At 71.9% G+C, this 14356-nt stretch carries 13 protein-coding genes; 9 read left to right on the top strand and 4 right to left on the bottom strand.

Going from position 1 to position 14356, the window contains the following annotated elements; translation table 11 throughout:
- On the top strand, positions 1-1476 hold a 1476-nt coding region (locus tag BZL64_RS03930; protein WP_086766170.1), incomplete at its 5' end, for a DUF4139 domain-containing protein.
- A 53-nt stretch (positions 1477-1529) separates the two neighbouring features.
- Here the strand turns inward: BZL64_RS03930 and BZL64_RS03925 are convergent.
- The 3 genes from BZL64_RS03925 to BZL64_RS03915 are packed head-to-tail and all read right to left on the bottom strand — an operon-like array spanning position 1530 to position 2889.
- A complete protein-coding gene (locus BZL64_RS03925) occupies positions 1530-2021 on the bottom strand; it encodes a DUF5360 family protein (protein ID WP_086766168.1) in 492 nt (163 codons plus the stop codon).
- Entirely contained in the window at positions 2021-2347 is a 327-nt protein-coding gene (locus tag BZL64_RS03920; RefSeq protein WP_086766166.1) for a DMT family transporter, read from the bottom strand. The genes BZL64_RS03925 and BZL64_RS03920 overlap by 1 nt, the downstream gene beginning before the upstream one ends.
- Complete coding sequence (locus BZL64_RS03915) at positions 2347-2889, bottom strand: TetR/AcrR family transcriptional regulator (RefSeq protein WP_086766180.1); 543 nt, start codon at positions 2887-2889, stop codon at positions 2347-2349. The genes BZL64_RS03920 and BZL64_RS03915 overlap by 1 nt, the downstream gene beginning before the upstream one ends.
- A gap of 454 nt (positions 2890-3343) precedes the next feature.
- Between BZL64_RS03915 and BZL64_RS03910 the strand changes: the two genes are divergently transcribed.
- The 8 genes from BZL64_RS03910 to BZL64_RS03875 all read left to right on the top strand — a co-directional run bounded on the left by BZL64_RS03910 (position 3344) and on the right by BZL64_RS03875 (position 13837).
- Positions 3344-4582 carry an aminotransferase class I/II-fold pyridoxal phosphate-dependent enzyme gene (locus BZL64_RS03910; protein WP_086766164.1) on the top strand — a complete coding sequence of 413 codons (1239 nt, stop codon included), beginning with the start codon at positions 3344-3346 and terminating at the stop codon, positions 4580-4582.
- Positions 4579-5136, top strand: coding sequence for a hypothetical protein (locus tag BZL64_RS03905; RefSeq protein ID WP_086766162.1), 558 nt, complete (start codon positions 4579-4581; stop codon positions 5134-5136). The genes BZL64_RS03910 and BZL64_RS03905 overlap by 4 nt, the downstream gene beginning before the upstream one ends.
- Before the next feature lie 150 nt (positions 5137-5286).
- On the top strand, positions 5287-6219 hold the full coding sequence (locus tag BZL64_RS03900) for a class I SAM-dependent methyltransferase (RefSeq protein ID WP_086766159.1): 933 nt from the start codon (positions 5287-5289) through the stop codon (positions 6217-6219).
- On the top strand, positions 6216-8786 hold the full coding sequence (locus BZL64_RS03895; RefSeq protein WP_086766158.1) for an MMPL family transporter: 2571 nt from the start codon (positions 6216-6218) through the stop codon (positions 8784-8786). Before BZL64_RS03900 ends, BZL64_RS03895 begins: the two co-directional genes overlap by 4 nt.
- 5 nt (positions 8787-8791) lie before the next feature.
- Positions 8792-9529: a CPBP family intramembrane glutamic endopeptidase gene (locus BZL64_RS03890; RefSeq protein ID WP_086766156.1), complete on the top strand. Its 738-nt coding sequence runs from the start codon at positions 8792-8794 to the stop codon at positions 9527-9529.
- Positions 9530-9566: 37 nt separating this feature from the next.
- On the top strand, positions 9567-10502 hold the full coding sequence (locus BZL64_RS03885) for a carbohydrate kinase family protein (protein WP_086766154.1): 936 nt from the start codon (positions 9567-9569) through the stop codon (positions 10500-10502).
- 294 nt (positions 10503-10796) lie between these two features.
- A complete protein-coding gene (locus tag BZL64_RS03880; protein WP_086766153.1) occupies positions 10797-13181 on the top strand; it encodes an Orn/Lys/Arg family decarboxylase in 2385 nt (794 codons plus the stop codon).
- 203 nt (positions 13182-13384) lie between these two features.
- Positions 13385-13837 carry a YbhB/YbcL family Raf kinase inhibitor-like protein gene (locus tag BZL64_RS03875; RefSeq protein ID WP_086766151.1) on the top strand — a complete coding sequence of 151 codons (453 nt, stop codon included), beginning with the start codon at positions 13385-13387 and terminating at the stop codon, positions 13835-13837.
- Between the two features lie 60 nt (positions 13838-13897).
- Here the strand turns inward: BZL64_RS03875 and BZL64_RS40480 are convergent, their stop codons facing one another.
- Positions 13898-14233 (bottom strand): DUF6343 family protein, encoded by a 336-nt coding sequence (locus BZL64_RS40480; protein WP_086766149.1) that lies wholly within the window; start codon positions 14231-14233, stop codon positions 13898-13900.
- Positions 14234-14356 lie beyond the last annotated feature (123 nt).

Here is a 14356-nt window from a genome sequence, read left to right as displayed (position 1 = left end):
CTCCACCTCGAACCCGGCGTCCAGCGGCTGCGGCTGGGCCCGGTCAGCGCGCTGGCCGTCGACCGAACCCTCCACGCCGAGCTGACCTCCGGCCACCCCGCGACCGTGCTCGACGTGCGGATCGTCCGCGAGTGGACGCCACGCGGTCCGCTGCCGTCCCCCGACGACGACTCCGCCCTGCGCCGTCGCGTGCACGCCCTCGAAGAGGAACGCCTCGGCGTGGAGCGGCAACGCGACCGGCTGCGGTCCCGTCTCGACCTGCTCGGCCGCCTCGCCGCCGACCTGCTGCGGGAGATCGGCGAGGGCGCCGGCTCCGGAGAGACCGAAGGGACCCGCTGGGCCCGGGAACTCGACCGGGTGGACAGCGAGCGCGACACCTGTGGTGAGCGACTCCGCGCCACCGAAGCCCGGCTGACCGCCCTCGGCGTCGAACTCGGGGAAGCCCAGAGGGCCATGGACCTCGCGGAGACGGAACCCGCCGAGCTGGTCGGTCACATCGAGCTGACCGTCGAGGCCGCCACCGCCGGTCCGGTGGGGCTGCGCCTGACGCACCTCACCCCGTGCGCGCTGTGGCGGCCCGCCTACCGTGCCGTCCTCGACGGTGAGTCCCTGACGCTGGAGACCGACGCGATGGTCTGGCAGCGCACCGGCGAGGACTGGTCGGACGTACGGCTGACGTTGTCGACCGCCCGGTCCGCGCTGGCCGCGGAACCGCCGCGGCTGCGCGAGGACCGGCTGACGCTGAAGGACCGCACCGCGGAGGAGCGCCGCACGGTCGAGGTGGAGCTGCGCGAGCAGGAGATCGGGGACCTCGGCCCGGCCCCCGTGCTCGGCCTGCCGGGAGTCGCCGACGGCGGCGAGACACGGGTGCTCAACGCCCCCGCCCCGGTCTCGGTGCCGGCGGACGGCCGCGCCCACCGTGTGCCGCTCTCCGCCTTCACCACGCCCGCGCGCGCCGAGTACGCCTGCGCTCCCGAGGTGTCCCCGCTGGTCACCCGGGTGGCACGGTTCGACAACCGGTCCGGCCACGCGCTGCTCGCCGGACCCGTGGACCTGGTCCGCGGCAGCGGATTCACCGGCCGCGGCACGCTGGACTTCACCGCCCCCGGCGCCCCCGTCGAGCTGGCCTTCGGCAGCTGCGACGACTACCGGGTGGTCCGGCAGACCGAGGAGTCCCACGCCTCGCCCGGCCTGACCCAGCGGACCGTGACCACCCACACGGTCCGGCTGCACCTCTCCCGTTTCTCCGCCCCGGCGGAACAGGCCGAGGAATCGGTCGCCGTGCGGGAGCGCATCCCCGTCTCCGAGGTCTCGGCGGTGGAGGTACGGCTGCGCGGGGAAGCCTGTTCCCCCGCCCCGGACACGCTCGACGCGGAGGGCATCGCCCGCTGGGACGTCGTCCTGCCGCCCGGTCGCCGACGCACGGTCACCCTGGTCTACGAGGTGTCGGCGAGCGCGAAGGTGGCCGGGCTCTGAGACGAGGGGCCACAAAATATTGTGAGCCGCGGACGGACGACGAAGAAATTCCCTCAGCGCCGCCCGGTCGCCGCCATAGATTCTTCCGTCCGGGTCGCACTTGCCGTCGATCTCCGTAGCAAATACACGATCGACGGAATGGGGAAGAGGAGCAGGGCGAGGTTCGGAATCCACCAGGTGAGGGACCAGTCGCCGCGCAATGACCAGAACGCGACGGCCTGAAGTCCGGCGGTACTGGTGAGCGTGAGGGAAATCAGGGTCAACGGAAGATGAAGTCCGCCGTAACGCGCCTTTGCCCGGTCGCTGCGGTTTCCGGCCAGGTAGAGAGAAACGAGGCCGGTGACGCTCGCGGCGATGTCCAGGGGCAGGAACGAGTAGTTCCAGTCGCTCATGACCGGGTCGCCGTAGTCCTTGTAGGCGTGCTTCGGCGGAATCAGGTTGAGCAGTGCGACCGACCAGTACAGCAGGAAGCCGACGTCGGTCACGAGCATCGCGGCCTTGATGGTGCGCACGCCGCGAGAGGTGCGGTCCGGTGCCGTCGTCATCAGTGCTCCATCCCTCCGCCCAGGTACATCACGGCCACGCCCAGGACGACCAGGGCGACTCCGATCACGGTGGCGGGGCGCACCGACTCGCCGAAGAGCAGGACGCCTCCGGCGAAGGCGCCGACCGTGCCGACCCCGGACCAGACGGCGTAGACCGGGCCGACGTTCAGGGACTTGAGGGCCTGGGCGAGGAGCACGAAGGCGAGACCGTAGCCCACGACGACCAGGACGCTCGGGGCGAGCCGGGTCAGTCCGTGGGAGGCGCGCAGGGCGAGCGTGGCGGCCACCTCGGAGACGATGGCCCCGGCGACCAGGAGGATCCCCATCACTCGTCCTCCGTGGGCCGGGCCGCGATCAGGTCCTCGACGAGGGCGCGCAGCCGGTGGTGGTCGGCTCCCCGCGGCGGGGCCAGTCCCAGCAGGCATGCGGTCCACCAGCCGTCGACCGCCATGCGAACGAGGGAGCTGACGCCCGGCGGCAGCCCGTCCTGGTCGAGACGGGCCTGCCAGGTGCGGTAGCGCTCCTGGAGGACGTCGAGGACCGCGGGGCCCCCTGCCGCCGCGAGCAGAGCGACCGGTACGGCGGACGGGCCGGCCCCGTCCTCGTCGGGGGCAGCCACGGGAATCGAGGCGTCCAGCCACGCTCTGGTGAAGGCTCCGGGGGGCGCGTCGGGGCCGGGCAGGACGGCCTCGAACCGGTCGACGAGCCGGCGGACGACGCCCTGCACCAGCGCGAGCTTGGACGGGAAGTGGTGGAGGAGTCCGCCCTTGCTCACGCCGGCCTCGGCGGCCGCCGCGTCCAGACGGACGGCATCGACGCCACCCTTCACCAGGAGTCTCTCCACCGCGTCGAGGATCTCGTCGCGCATGTGTTCCACCCGTCTTCGTCACCGTGGCCAATTCCCGACCGTCTGGACGGTCGTGAAAGCGTACCATGCTGGTCAATGGCGGTGGAGAAAGATCGGACAAACGCTTTCCACGCCAACCGGATTCGTTACCTCCACGTCAAGAGAAGCGCCTTTACCTTGCCGTCGTTGACACTTTTGAGCCTGCGGGGATATTTTCGGGCATCGTCACCGGCTGACGGCCGGCATCGCGGAACCAACGGGGGACAGGATGATCGGTAACTCCGCCTAGAAGACGCAGCCCGGCAGACCGGGTAATCATCTGCGCGTGACCAGGGGACGCAAAAACGCTTCCCCTCGTTGCCGCGCGCATTCCTTGGCCTTGTGCACGAATGGCCAATTCGCCGTGCCACTTTCTGGTGCACGCATGCCCATCGAGCACGTTCGTCATTGATCGACCGATCAAGGAACGATGAAAATGAGTGCGATACAGGCATTATCTCAGCGGGGTAATCCCACTGACCTCTACTCGCGTTTCAGCTCTTTCACCGCGGCCCGCGACCTCATGGCCGCCGATCTCTATCCGTTCTTCCTGCCCCTGGAGGGCGGGGAGGGCCCGACCGTCCGCCGGGACGGCCGCACCCTGATCATGTGCGGGTCCAACAACTACCTGGGGCTCACCGGTCATCCGGAGGTGCTCGCCGCCGCCCGGTCCGCGCTCGACAGGTACGGCTCCTCCCGCACCGGTTCGAGGTTCCTCAACGGGAACACGGACCTGCACCAGGAACTCGAGGCGGAACTCGCCGACTACCTCGGCAAGCCGGCCGCACTGGTGATGTCCACCGGCTACCAGACGAACCTCGGCGTCCTCGGCACTGTCCTCACGCCCCGGGACCACGTCGTCCTGGACCGCAGCGCCCACGCCTCACTCCTGGACGGCTGCCGGCTGAGCGGGGCCAAGGTCCGCTGGTTCCCGCACAACGACGCCGAGGGACTGCGCCAGACGCTGGAGCGCATACCCGACGAAGCCGGCCGGCTCGTCGTGGTCGACGGCGTCTACTCGATGGAGGGCGACGTCTGCGATCTGCCGGCCGTCGTAAAGATGTGCTCGGCGTACGGCGCACGCCTCCTCCTCGACGACGCCCACGGGCTGGGCGTACTCGCCGAAGGGCGGGGCACTGCCGCGCACTTCGGTCTCACCGACGAGGTCGACCTGATCACCGTCACCTTCAGCAAGTCCCTCGCCTCCCTCGGCGGCGCCGTCGCGGGCAGCGAGGAGGCCATCCACTACCTCAGGCACCACGCCCGCAGCCTGATGTTCAGCGCGTCGACGACCCCGACCAACGCCGCCGCGGCGCTCGCCGCCCTGCGCCTCCTGCGGGCCCGGCCCGAACTCGCCACGGCGGTACAGGCCAACGCCGCCTACGTCCGGCGCGGACTGGCCGAGGCGGGCGTACGCTCCACTCCCAGCTCGACACCCATCGTGTCGCTGCCCACACCGGGCGCCCTGGAGACCCTCACCACCTGGCAGCGGCTGCTCCACGACGGCGTGTACGTCAATCCGGTGCTCCCGCCCGCCGCCGAACCGCGCCTGCGCACCAGCTACATGGCCTCGCACACCCTCGACCAGCTCGACCGGGTCGTCGAGGCCTGTGCCGCGCAGGACGCCCTGCTGGAACGGCCCGGGAACGAGGGCCGCTCGGTGAGCGTCGCGTGAACGGCGTCCCGGCCCGGGGCCATGTCCCGGCGCTGACGGTCGCGGGCCTCGCCACCGGGGCGTGCGCCGCGGCATCGGCGTCCTCGGCCGGCTTTGTCGGAAGTCTCGGCGTCGTCCTGCCCGGCGCCGCGCTGTCGTTCACCGCAGGCATGCTTCTGGCCCGGACGATCCCGGTCCCGGTGGCGATGGCGAACCGGGACGACAGCCGTGCCGTCGTGGTCGCCGCCGGGCTGCTCCTCCTGAGCGTCGCGGTCGCCGTTCCCGCCGCCGACGGGGCGGCTCTCGCCCAGCTCCTCGTCACCGCGTCGGCCTCGGGCCTCCTCACCGGCACGCCGGCCGCAGGCTCGGGACACCTCGTGCGCGGATCCGGGGAACTCGCCCGGACCGCGTACGCCCTCCTCTGGTTCGGCACGGGACTGGGCGCGGGCTGCGCCGTGGGCAGTTGGCGGCTGCCGGAGACCCGGGCCGCGGCCAGCGCGTCGGCCTGCGCCTTCGCACTGCTGTGGCTGGCCTCGATGTCGCAGGCCCGCCGGGTGGCGCCGCCCCCGGGCTGACATCACCCCACCGTCGACGACTGCCCGCCCCTCCCGACCGCCTCCACTCCGACTCCATGTCTGCGACTTCATGACCGGCGACCTCCTGACCGCCGACTTCATGTCTCTCGACTTCATGCCTCTCGACTTCGTGAGCACCAAGGAGCCCTCATGTCCCGCATCGGACTCGTCGCCCGAGCCCTGCGCCTCACCCTCAACAAGGCCCACGCCGATCCCACCGCCGACTACGACGCCGCCAGTTCCGACTACGACACCTTCTTCAGCCCGGTGATGGGCCGTCACTCCGTCGCCGCCCTCGACGAGGTCCCGGTCCGCCCCGGCGACACGGTGGTCGAACTGGCCTGCGGCACCGGCCACCTGACCGCCGAGATCGTGCGCAGGCTGGACGGCCGTGGCGCGGTGTTCGCGGTCGACAAGTCGCTCGGCATGCTGGAGGTGGCCAGGAAGAAGGTGCTGCCCCTGGTCACGGGGGCGCCCGGCCTGCTGGTGGAACTGTCCGACGGCGACATGGAGACCTTCGCCAGGGGCATCCCGTCGGGCAGCGCGGACCTGGTCGTCGTCGGCTGGGCCATCTGCTACGCCAAGCCGCCCCGGCTGCTCGCCCAGATAGAACGGATCCTGCGCCCCGGCGGCCGGGTCATGGTCATCGAGACCAGGGCGGACGCCCACAAGGCGCTCACCGACCGGCTGGAGCGGGTCTTCGCCGACGACCCCTCCCTGCTGACCAGCCTTATCCGGGTCGCGCTGCCCAAGAGCGCGGCGGTCGTGGCGCGTTGGTTCACCAAGGCGGGGCTGACCGTCGACGTCCAGCGGGAGGGCACGCAGGTCATTCCCGCCCACACCCCGCAGGCGGTCCTGGAATGGGTGCAGCGGTCGGGCGCGGCGGCGGGGTTCAAGACCGCCGTGGACAACTCGCGTGAACAGCTCGTGCTGAGCCGGGTGGAGGAGGGCCTCGCGGAACTCCTGCGCCGGCAGGGCCGGCTCGACATCGAGCACACGTTCGTGATCGTCACCGGTCACAAGCCGGTGTCCGCCCGGGACGACCGGCAGGGCCCGCAGGGCGAGGAGGTCGGCGTCGCATGACGAAGTCCCCCGCGCCCCGGCCCGCCACCGGGCCCGCGCCCGCGCGTGAGCCGGGCGCGGGCGGCCCTCCGGCCGACGGGGGCGGACGCGTGCACCGCGCGCTGTACGCCTTCGCCCGCCGGCTCACCGCCCGCCCCAAGACCGTGATCCTGCTGTGGGCGGTGCTCATCGCGGTGTGCATTCCCATCAGCGGGCAGTTGACGTCCCAGCTCACCGAGCAGGGCGCGTCCAAGGTGGTGCCCGGCACCAGCAGCGCCCATGTCGACGAGCTGACCAAGCGGTCGTTCCCGCAACGCTCCGAGCGGGAACTCACCGTGGTCGTCACGGCCCCCGACATCCACACGCCTCGCGTACGGGCCTTCCTGGCCGGACTCGACGAACGGCTCGCCGACCGGCGGCGCACCGGAGAAGTGACGGCCACGTCGTCGGCGTACACCGTGTTCCGGGACGCGACCGCGCAGTTCCTCACCCAGGTGTGGCGGCGGGCGGGCGGCGCGAGCGCCACACCGGCGGAGCGTGCCGCGGCGGTCGACAGCGAGGTGCGTCAGGGGCGGATTCCCGAGGCACTCGTCCCGGCCGCGAGCCGGACCGCCCGCGCGCAAACCGCGGGCCAGGTGGCCGGGATCGCCCGCGACGCGACCGTCGCCGCCGACTGGCGGAACTTCCCGCTGCCCGTGCCGGCCGACGCCGTGGACCGGCTCATCGCCCCGGACGCGAAGACCGCCGTCGTGTCCGTCGCCCACCCGGCCGAGGGCGACGAGGATCCGGACGTCGACTGGTTGCGCGACACCGCTCGCACCGCGCTCGCCTCGGCCGGCGCGAACGGCTCCGCCGACGTCCACATCACCGGTGAGCTGGCGCTCATCCACGACACGTATCAGAAGGCCGAGTCGGACAACGCCCTGATGGAGACCGTGGCGTACGGCATCATCTTCGTCGTCCTGCTGTTCTTCTTCCGTGCGCTGGTCCCGGCCGTCCTCACACTGGCGGTGGTGGGCCTGTCGATGAGCGTCAGCCAGGCGGCTCTCTACGGTCTGGCCCATCAGGTGACGCTCACTCAGTTCACGGTCACCATCATGCAGTTCGTCATGCTGGGAGCCGGGGTCGACTACAGCATGCTGTTGTCCTCCCGGTACCGCCAGGAGCGCCTGGCCGGGCGGCCACCCAAGGAGGCGGCGGTACAGGCCACCGTGCACGCCGGGGAGAGCATGCTGCTCGCCGCCGTGGCCGTGGTGCTCGCGTTCGGCGCCACCCTGTTGTCGCCGGTGGACTGGATCCCGCCGCTGGGCTACGGCGGACTCGTCGGCATCCCCATCGTGTTCGCCGCCGCGCTCACCCTCACGCCGTGCCTGCTGGTACTGCTCGGCGACCGCTTCTTCGCGCTCGGCCGCTCCCCGCTGTCCGACCTCGAGCGGAACGGCGCGATGGGCCGGCATCTGCTGCGTACGGCCGAGTTCGCCAGGCGCCGCAAGGCCGCGATCGTCGTGGTCTTCCTCGTCGCCACGGTGCCCTTCGCACTGCTGACGGCCGGCAACCGTTCGACGTCGGACCCGGTGAAGCTGAGCCCCGTCACGGACTCCCGCACCGGCTTCGAAAGGCTCGCGGCCACCTGGGGCGACAGCGCGGTCCTGCCCACCACCGTCGTGGGCGAGGCCGCCGAGGGCGTCGTACGGGACGGGCAGCTCACCGAACAGGGCCGGCGGGCGGTGGCCCGGCTCACCGAACGCATCGCCGCCACCGAGGGAGTCGCGTCCGTCGACTCCGCCACCCAGCCGTTCGGACAGCCCTGGGACGCCGGGGAACTCCGGCAGAACCAGGCCTTCCTCACCGACCACGTCGCCCGCGACGGCACCCTGCGCTTCGTCGTCGTGCTGGAGGACGACCCGTACTCGTCGGCCGCGGCCGGCACCGTGGGGAGACTCGACGACGTGCTCGACGGGGCGGGAGCGGACGTCGGACGTCTGGACGTCGGGGGCGCCACGCAGGTGGATCTCCAGTACGGCGCCGCGCTGCGCAGCAGCTTCTGGCAGATGGCCGCGCTGGTGAGCATCGGCGTGTTCGTGATGCTCGCGCTCACCCTGCGGTCGCTGCTCGTCCCGGTCCGCCTGATCGCCACCATCATGCTCAGCAACGTCTGGGCCATCGGCATCACCGTGCTGATCTTCCATCACCTGCGCGGCGAGGTGGTCATCGACGACCTGCCGATCTTCCTGACCGTGCTGATGATGGGCCTCGGCATGGACTACGAGATCTTCCTGGTCACCCGGGTCCGTGACCTCATCCGCGCCGGGCGCTCCCAGGAGGAGGCGACCATCGCGGCCGTCGTGGACACCGGACGGGTGATCAACGCCGCCGGCCTGGTCATGGCGGGCAGCCTCGGCACCATGGCACTGTCGTCCACCCTGATGCTGCAGCAGTACGGGGCCGGCCTCGGCACCGCCGTCCTGCTCGACGCCACCGTCATCCGCATGCTGTTCGTGCCCGCCACCCTCCTGCTGCTCCAGCGCTACAACTGGTGGTTCCCTTCCTTCCGCCGGCGCACGTCGCCCCTGCCCAGGGCCGGGTGACGGCGATGACCACGAGTCGCGTCGCACCCGCGCCCGGACGCCCCGGACGCTCCGGACCCCTGAGCCGGCTGCACCGCCGTACCGCGGCCAGCCCTCTCACCGCGGCGATCCTCCTCTTCGCGCTGCTCGCCGCGGTCAGGGTCGCCGGCGCCTTCAGCTTCCTCCTGATGGCGCTGTCCGTGGCGCTCAGCGCGACCGCCCTGCTCGTAGTGAGCCGGGACCGCTGGCCCGCCATGGGCATCCGCCGCAGCGACCGCACCGGCGCGGTCGTCGTCTGCACCGTCGTGGTGGCTCTCGTGTACGCGGAGACGTTCCTCGCCAACCGGACCGTCTTCGGGACCGCGGACGACAACTGGACGGCGTGGGTGCCGCGCATCTTCGACGGTCTGGTGCCCGGCGCGCGCTGGGCGGACGCGGCGGCCATGGTGCTCGCCATGGGTGTCCTCGTACCCCTCGTCGAGGAGGTCTGTTACCGGGGTGTCCTCTTCCACGCCGTCGAGGAACGCTGGAGCACCCGCACGGCGATCGTCGTCACCGCGGCCGGCTGGGCGGCGGTCCACCTCGGCGACTACGGCCTCAACCCGCTCAACCCGAGGGTCGTCTGCGGCGTACTGCCCTCGGTGTTCTTCATGGGCCTCGCCCTGGGCATCTGCCGCGCGGTCACCGGCTCCGCACTGGCCTGCGCCGCCGCCCAGGGGGTGTGCAACCTGCTGCTGCTCGGTGCCGTCCTGCTGTGGATGTGACCGCCGTCCCTCCCCGCCCGAGAGAGAGTCACGGACCATGCGTATCGCCGTCACGGGTTCCATCGCCACCGACCACCTCATGACCTTCCCCGGCCGGTTCACCGAGCAGCTCATCGCGGACCGGCTCGACACGGTCTCGCTGTCCTTCCTCGCCGACGGACTCGACATCCGCCACGGCGGGGTCGCTGCCAACATCGCCTACGGCCTCGGCAAGCTGGGCCTGCGGCCGGTCCTGATCGGCGCGGCCGGCAAGGACTTCGCCGCGTACGGCGAGCGGCTCGCCGCGGCGGGCGTCGACATCTCGTCCGTACGGATCAGCGAGACCCTGCACACGGCACGGTTCGTGTGCACCACCGACCAGGACCAGAACCAGATCGCCACCTTCTACGCCGGGGCCATGGCCGAGGCCGCCGACATCGACCTGGCCGCCGCGACCGACCCGCACCGGCCGTTCGACCTGGTGCTGATCGGCGCGGACGATCCCGCCGCGATGCTGCGCCACACCGAGACCTGCCGGACGCTGGGCATCCCGTTCGCGGCCGATCCCGCACAGCAACTGGCCCGCCTGGACCGCGATCAGCTGCGCCGGCTGGTCAGCGGGGCACAGTTGCTGTTCACCAACGCCTACGAGAACGCCCTGCTGCGCCGGCACACCGGCTGGGACACCGCCGGCGTACTCGCACAGGTCGGCGCCTGGATCACCACACTCGGCGCGGACGGCGTGACCATCGAGCAGCGCGACCGGCCCACCCTGCGGATCCCCGCCGTGCCCACCGCACGGGCGGTGGACCCCACGGGCGTGGGCGACGCCTTCCGCGCCGGCTTCCTCACCGGCCTCGCCCACCACCACACCCCGGCCGAGGCCGCACGACTGGGCTGCGCACTGGCCACCCGCGTCCTGGAGACGACGGGCTCCCAGGAGTACGACGTCCACCTGGAGTCACTCGTCACGAAGACGACCGTCCCTCTCTAGGCTCCTCCGACTTGGCCGTCGACCGGCGGACCACCGCGGCGACGCCGGAAGCGCCGGCCCCGTACCGCCGTCGATACGGGGCCGGTCACTCCTGTGCGGGCGTGGCCGCGGCCCGGCACCGGCCATGCTGGCGCACCGAACGTTGCAACACCGTTGCATGGTCCCGTCCTCGCGGCGGAGCGCGGCCGGTCCGTCGTCCGGGTGGTTTACGGCGGTGAGGCCGCCGTCGGCGCCCGACCTGCTCAGAGACTGGTGCCGGGGCGGCGCCGGTCGCCGGTCGCCGGGAGGAGCACCATGACGGACAGCCAGGTCCTGATCGCGGTACCGGAACATCCGCGGGGTGAGGGAGCGAGCGCCGAGCATCTGAGGCGCCTGCGTGAGGCGATCGAGGCGCACGGGTTCGAGGTGAGATGGGCGGTCGACGCGGCCGACGCCGAGGCGGTGCTGCGGACCGAGGCCGGACTGACCGCCGCGCTGATCGCCTGGGAACTCCCGCGCCGCCAGGGCGCCGGGGCGGAGCCCGGGGGCGCGTCGGTGCTGCGCTCCGTCGGCCGGCGGTTCCAGAACCTGCCGGTGTTCCTGATCATGGCGGACGACGGTGTGCGGGACCTGCCGCTGTGGGTGTCGGAGTCGGTCGTCGGCTATGTGTGGCCGCTGGAGGACACCCCCGGTTTCATCGCGGGACGCGTGATGACCGCCGCCCGCACCTACCGCGAGGCGGTTCTGCCTCCCTTCTTCCGGGCGCTGCGCCGCTTCGACGACGCGCACGAGTACTCGTGGCACACCCCGGCCCACGCCGGCGGCGTCGCACTCCTGAAGTCGCCCGCCGGGCGGGCCTTCCACGACTACTTCGGCGAACGGCTGCTCCGCAGCGACCTGTCGATCTCCGTCGGCGAACTCGGCTCGCTGTTCGAGCACACCGGCCCGATCGGCGAGGCGGAACGCAACGCGGCCCGGGTCTTCGGCTCCGGCCTCACCTACTTCGTGCTGCACGGCGACTCCACCTGCAACCGCGTGGTCGGCCACTTCAGTGTCACCCGCGACGAGATCGCCCTCGTGGACCGCAACTGCCACAAGTCCGTGCTGCACGGCCTGGTGGTGTCCGGCGCGCGCCCGGTGTACCTGATCCCCACCCGCAACGGTTACGGCCTGGCGGGCCCGCTGCCCCCGGCGGAGCTGGCGGCGGACTCGGTCGCGGCCCGCATCGCCGCCAATCCACTGACCGGACAGGCCGTCTCACCCGACGCCCAGTACGCCGTCTTCACCAACTCCACCTACGACGGCCTGTGTTACGACGCCTCGGCGGCGGCACACGCGCTCGCCCCGAGCACCCCACGGCTGCACTTCGACGAGGCATGGTTCGCGTACGCCCGTTTCCACCCGCTCTACGCGGGCCGGTACGGCATGTCCGTGGACGAGGACAGCTTCCCCGGCCCGGACCGGCCGACGGTGTTCTCGACCCAGTCCACCCACAAGCTGCTCGCCGCGCTGTCCCAGAGCGCCATGATCCATGTCAGGCCCGCGCCCCGGGCACCCGTCGGACACGACCGGTTCAACGAGGCGCTGATGATGCACGGCACCACCTCACCGCTCTACCCGATGATCGCCTCGCTGGACGTGGCGACCGCGATGATGGACGGCCCGCAGGGGCACTGGCTCGTGGACGAGGCCGTGACCGAGGCCGTCCGGTTCCGCCAGGAAATGGTCCGCATCCGCCGCCGTATCGAGGAGGCCGGTGACCGGCCGCCGTGGTTCTTCGGCGTGTGGCAGCCCGAGTCCGTCACCGATCCGGGCAGCGGCGAACGGTTCGCCTTCGACGCGGCGCCCGCCGACCTGCTGCGCACCGAACCGTCCTGCTGGCATCTGGAGCCCGGCGCGGCCTGGCACGGCTTCCCCGGACTGACCGCCGGCTACTGCATGCTCGACCCGGTCAAGGTGACCCTGACCTGTCCGGGCATCGACGCGGGAGGCGACATGGCCGACCGGGGCATCCCCGCGCGGGTGCTCACCGCGTACCTGGCCACACGGCACATCGTCGTGGAGAAGACCGACACGTACACCACGCTCGTGCTGTTCTCCATGGGCATCACCAAGGGCAAGTGGGGCACCCTCCTCGACGCCCTGATGGACTTCAAGTCCCTCTACGACCAGGACGCGCCCCTCGACCGGGTGTTGCCCGCGCTGGTCGCCGAGCACCCGAGGCGGTACGCCGGGGCGACCCTGCGCGAGCTGTGTCAGGACATGCACGACCATCTGCGCTCGGCCCGTCTCGTCGACCTGCTCGACACCGCCTTCCGGGAGTTGCCGGAGCCGGTCGAGCCGCCCCAGCTGTGCTACCAGCGGCTGGTCCGGGGCGGCACGCACCGGGTGCGGCTGCTCGACTCGCCCGGCCAGGTGGCCGCCGCCATGGTCACCGTGACCCCGCCGGGCATCCCCGTGCTCATGCCCGGAGAGAACGTCGGCGCCCCCGACGGCCCGCTGCTGCGGTACCTGTCCGCCCTGGAGTCCTTCGACCGCCGCTTCCCCGGTTTCGGCAGCGAGACGCACGGCGTGACCGTCGATCCGGACACCGGCGACTACCTCATCGAGTGTCTGCGGCCGACGGCGCACGAGGAAGCGCCGCACGCCGCGCCCCCGGCACAGCGGGGGCGCACGGCGCGGACCCCGGATCGGACCTGAGCCAGCCCGCCGCCTCACCGCGCCGCTCACTCGGGCGGGTTTCCCCCTACTCCCGGCGAACAGCAGCCGCGCGAGTTCGTCGTCCGACGACTGGCGGACCCGGTCCCCGACGGCCCCCTCCACGGCCTCGCCGAGCGCCACCACGCCTTCTGTCACCTCGACCGCACCCGGTAGGCGGCGGCTCGCCTGGGTACTCCGGTCCCATGGCCGGCATCGAACTCATCAGCAGTGCGTTCAACGACCACGCCGTTCTGGCACGCAGGTACGCGTACGAAGGAGAGAACGAATCGCCGCCGCTGGCGTGGAGCGGCATCCCGGACGAGGCGACCGAGCTGGTGCTGTTGTGCGAGGACCCCGACGCCCCGTCGGGCACGTTCGTGCACTGGGTGGTGGTCGGCATCGATCCCCGCAGCGAGGGCACGGAGGCGGGCAAGAGCCCGCCCGGCGGCACCGAACTCGTCAACGGCTACGGCGAACAGGGCTGGGGCGGACCCCACCCACCGCCCGGCGACGAGGCACACCGGTACTTCTTCCGCCTCTACGCGCTCGGCGAGCCGTGCGTCCTGCCCGAAGCGCCCAGCGCCGAGCAGGTCCATCAGGCCGTCGAGGGCGGACAACTCGCGAGCGGCACCATCGTGGCGCTCTATCAGCGGTGAGCGACGAGCGGCGCCCACGGCAGGTGGCAGGACCCTGCCGTGGGCGCCTCGGCACGTCCGTCACCGTTCGCCCCGCTCATGCCTCAGCCGGCGCAGGACGGCCAGCAGACCGACCGCCGCCAGCAGGGCCAGCACCCCGCACACGACGGCGAGGACGACCAGCGGACCGCGCCCCGGATCGTCCCCCGGGCCCGACTGCTCGGCCCACATCGCGAAGGCGACGGTCGCGACGCCGAACACCGGCAGGAAGACACCTGACAGGATCAGCCGCAGTCCGAGCGGGCTCTGTGCGGTGACGGGTTCAGTGCCGGACCGCGGAAAGCGGCGGCCGACCGCGCCGGAGCGTGCGCGGCGCGCCCGTCCCCCGCCGTGGTGTCCCGGGCTCGATGTGCTCATGACGTCTCTCTCCTCACCGGTTCATCTCCCGCCGTTCTCCGCCGTACCTTGCGTGCGAGGCCCGCCGCGACGGCCACGGCGAGCAGGCCGTCCCGGCGAGCGCCGGCGCCTCGGCCGGGCGTC

The organism is Streptomyces bobili, from assembly GCF_002154575.1.
In the GTDB taxonomy this organism is placed as follows: domain Bacteria; phylum Actinomycetota; class Actinomycetes; order Streptomycetales; family Streptomycetaceae; genus Streptomyces; species Streptomyces bobili.
The sequence above is the reverse complement of the archived record's forward strand: the minus strand, read 5'-3'. Positions and strand labels throughout refer to the sequence as shown.

Coding starts and splice junctions, on each gene's coding strand:
- BZL64_RS03925 (WP_086766168.1), bottom strand. CDS start 2,021: ATGACGACGGCACCGGACCGCACCTCTCGCGGCGTGCGCACCATCAAG.
- BZL64_RS03920 (WP_086766166.1), bottom strand. CDS start 2,347: ATGGGGATCCTCCTGGTCGCCGGGGCCATCGTCTCCGAGGTGGCCGCC.
- BZL64_RS03915 (WP_086766180.1), bottom strand. CDS start 2,889: ATGCGCGACGAGATCCTCGACGCGGTGGAGAGACTCCTGGTGAAGGGT.
- BZL64_RS03910 (WP_086766164.1), top strand. CDS start 3,344: ATGAGTGCGATACAGGCATTATCTCAGCGGGGTAATCCCACTGACCTC.
- BZL64_RS03900 (WP_086766159.1), top strand. CDS start 5,287: ATGTCCCGCATCGGACTCGTCGCCCGAGCCCTGCGCCTCACCCTCAAC.
- BZL64_RS03895 (WP_086766158.1), top strand. CDS start 6,216: ATGACGAAGTCCCCCGCGCCCCGGCCCGCCACCGGGCCCGCGCCCGCG.
- BZL64_RS03890 (WP_086766156.1), top strand. CDS start 8,792: ATGACCACGAGTCGCGTCGCACCCGCGCCCGGACGCCCCGGACGCTCC.
- BZL64_RS03885 (WP_086766154.1), top strand. CDS start 9,567: ATGCGTATCGCCGTCACGGGTTCCATCGCCACCGACCACCTCATGACC.
- BZL64_RS03880 (WP_086766153.1), top strand. CDS start 10,797: ATGACGGACAGCCAGGTCCTGATCGCGGTACCGGAACATCCGCGGGGT.
- BZL64_RS03875 (WP_086766151.1), top strand. CDS start 13,385: ATGGCCGGCATCGAACTCATCAGCAGTGCGTTCAACGACCACGCCGTT.
- BZL64_RS40480 (WP_086766149.1), bottom strand. CDS start 14,233: ATGAGCACATCGAGCCCGGGACACCACGGCGGGGGACGGGCGCGCCGC.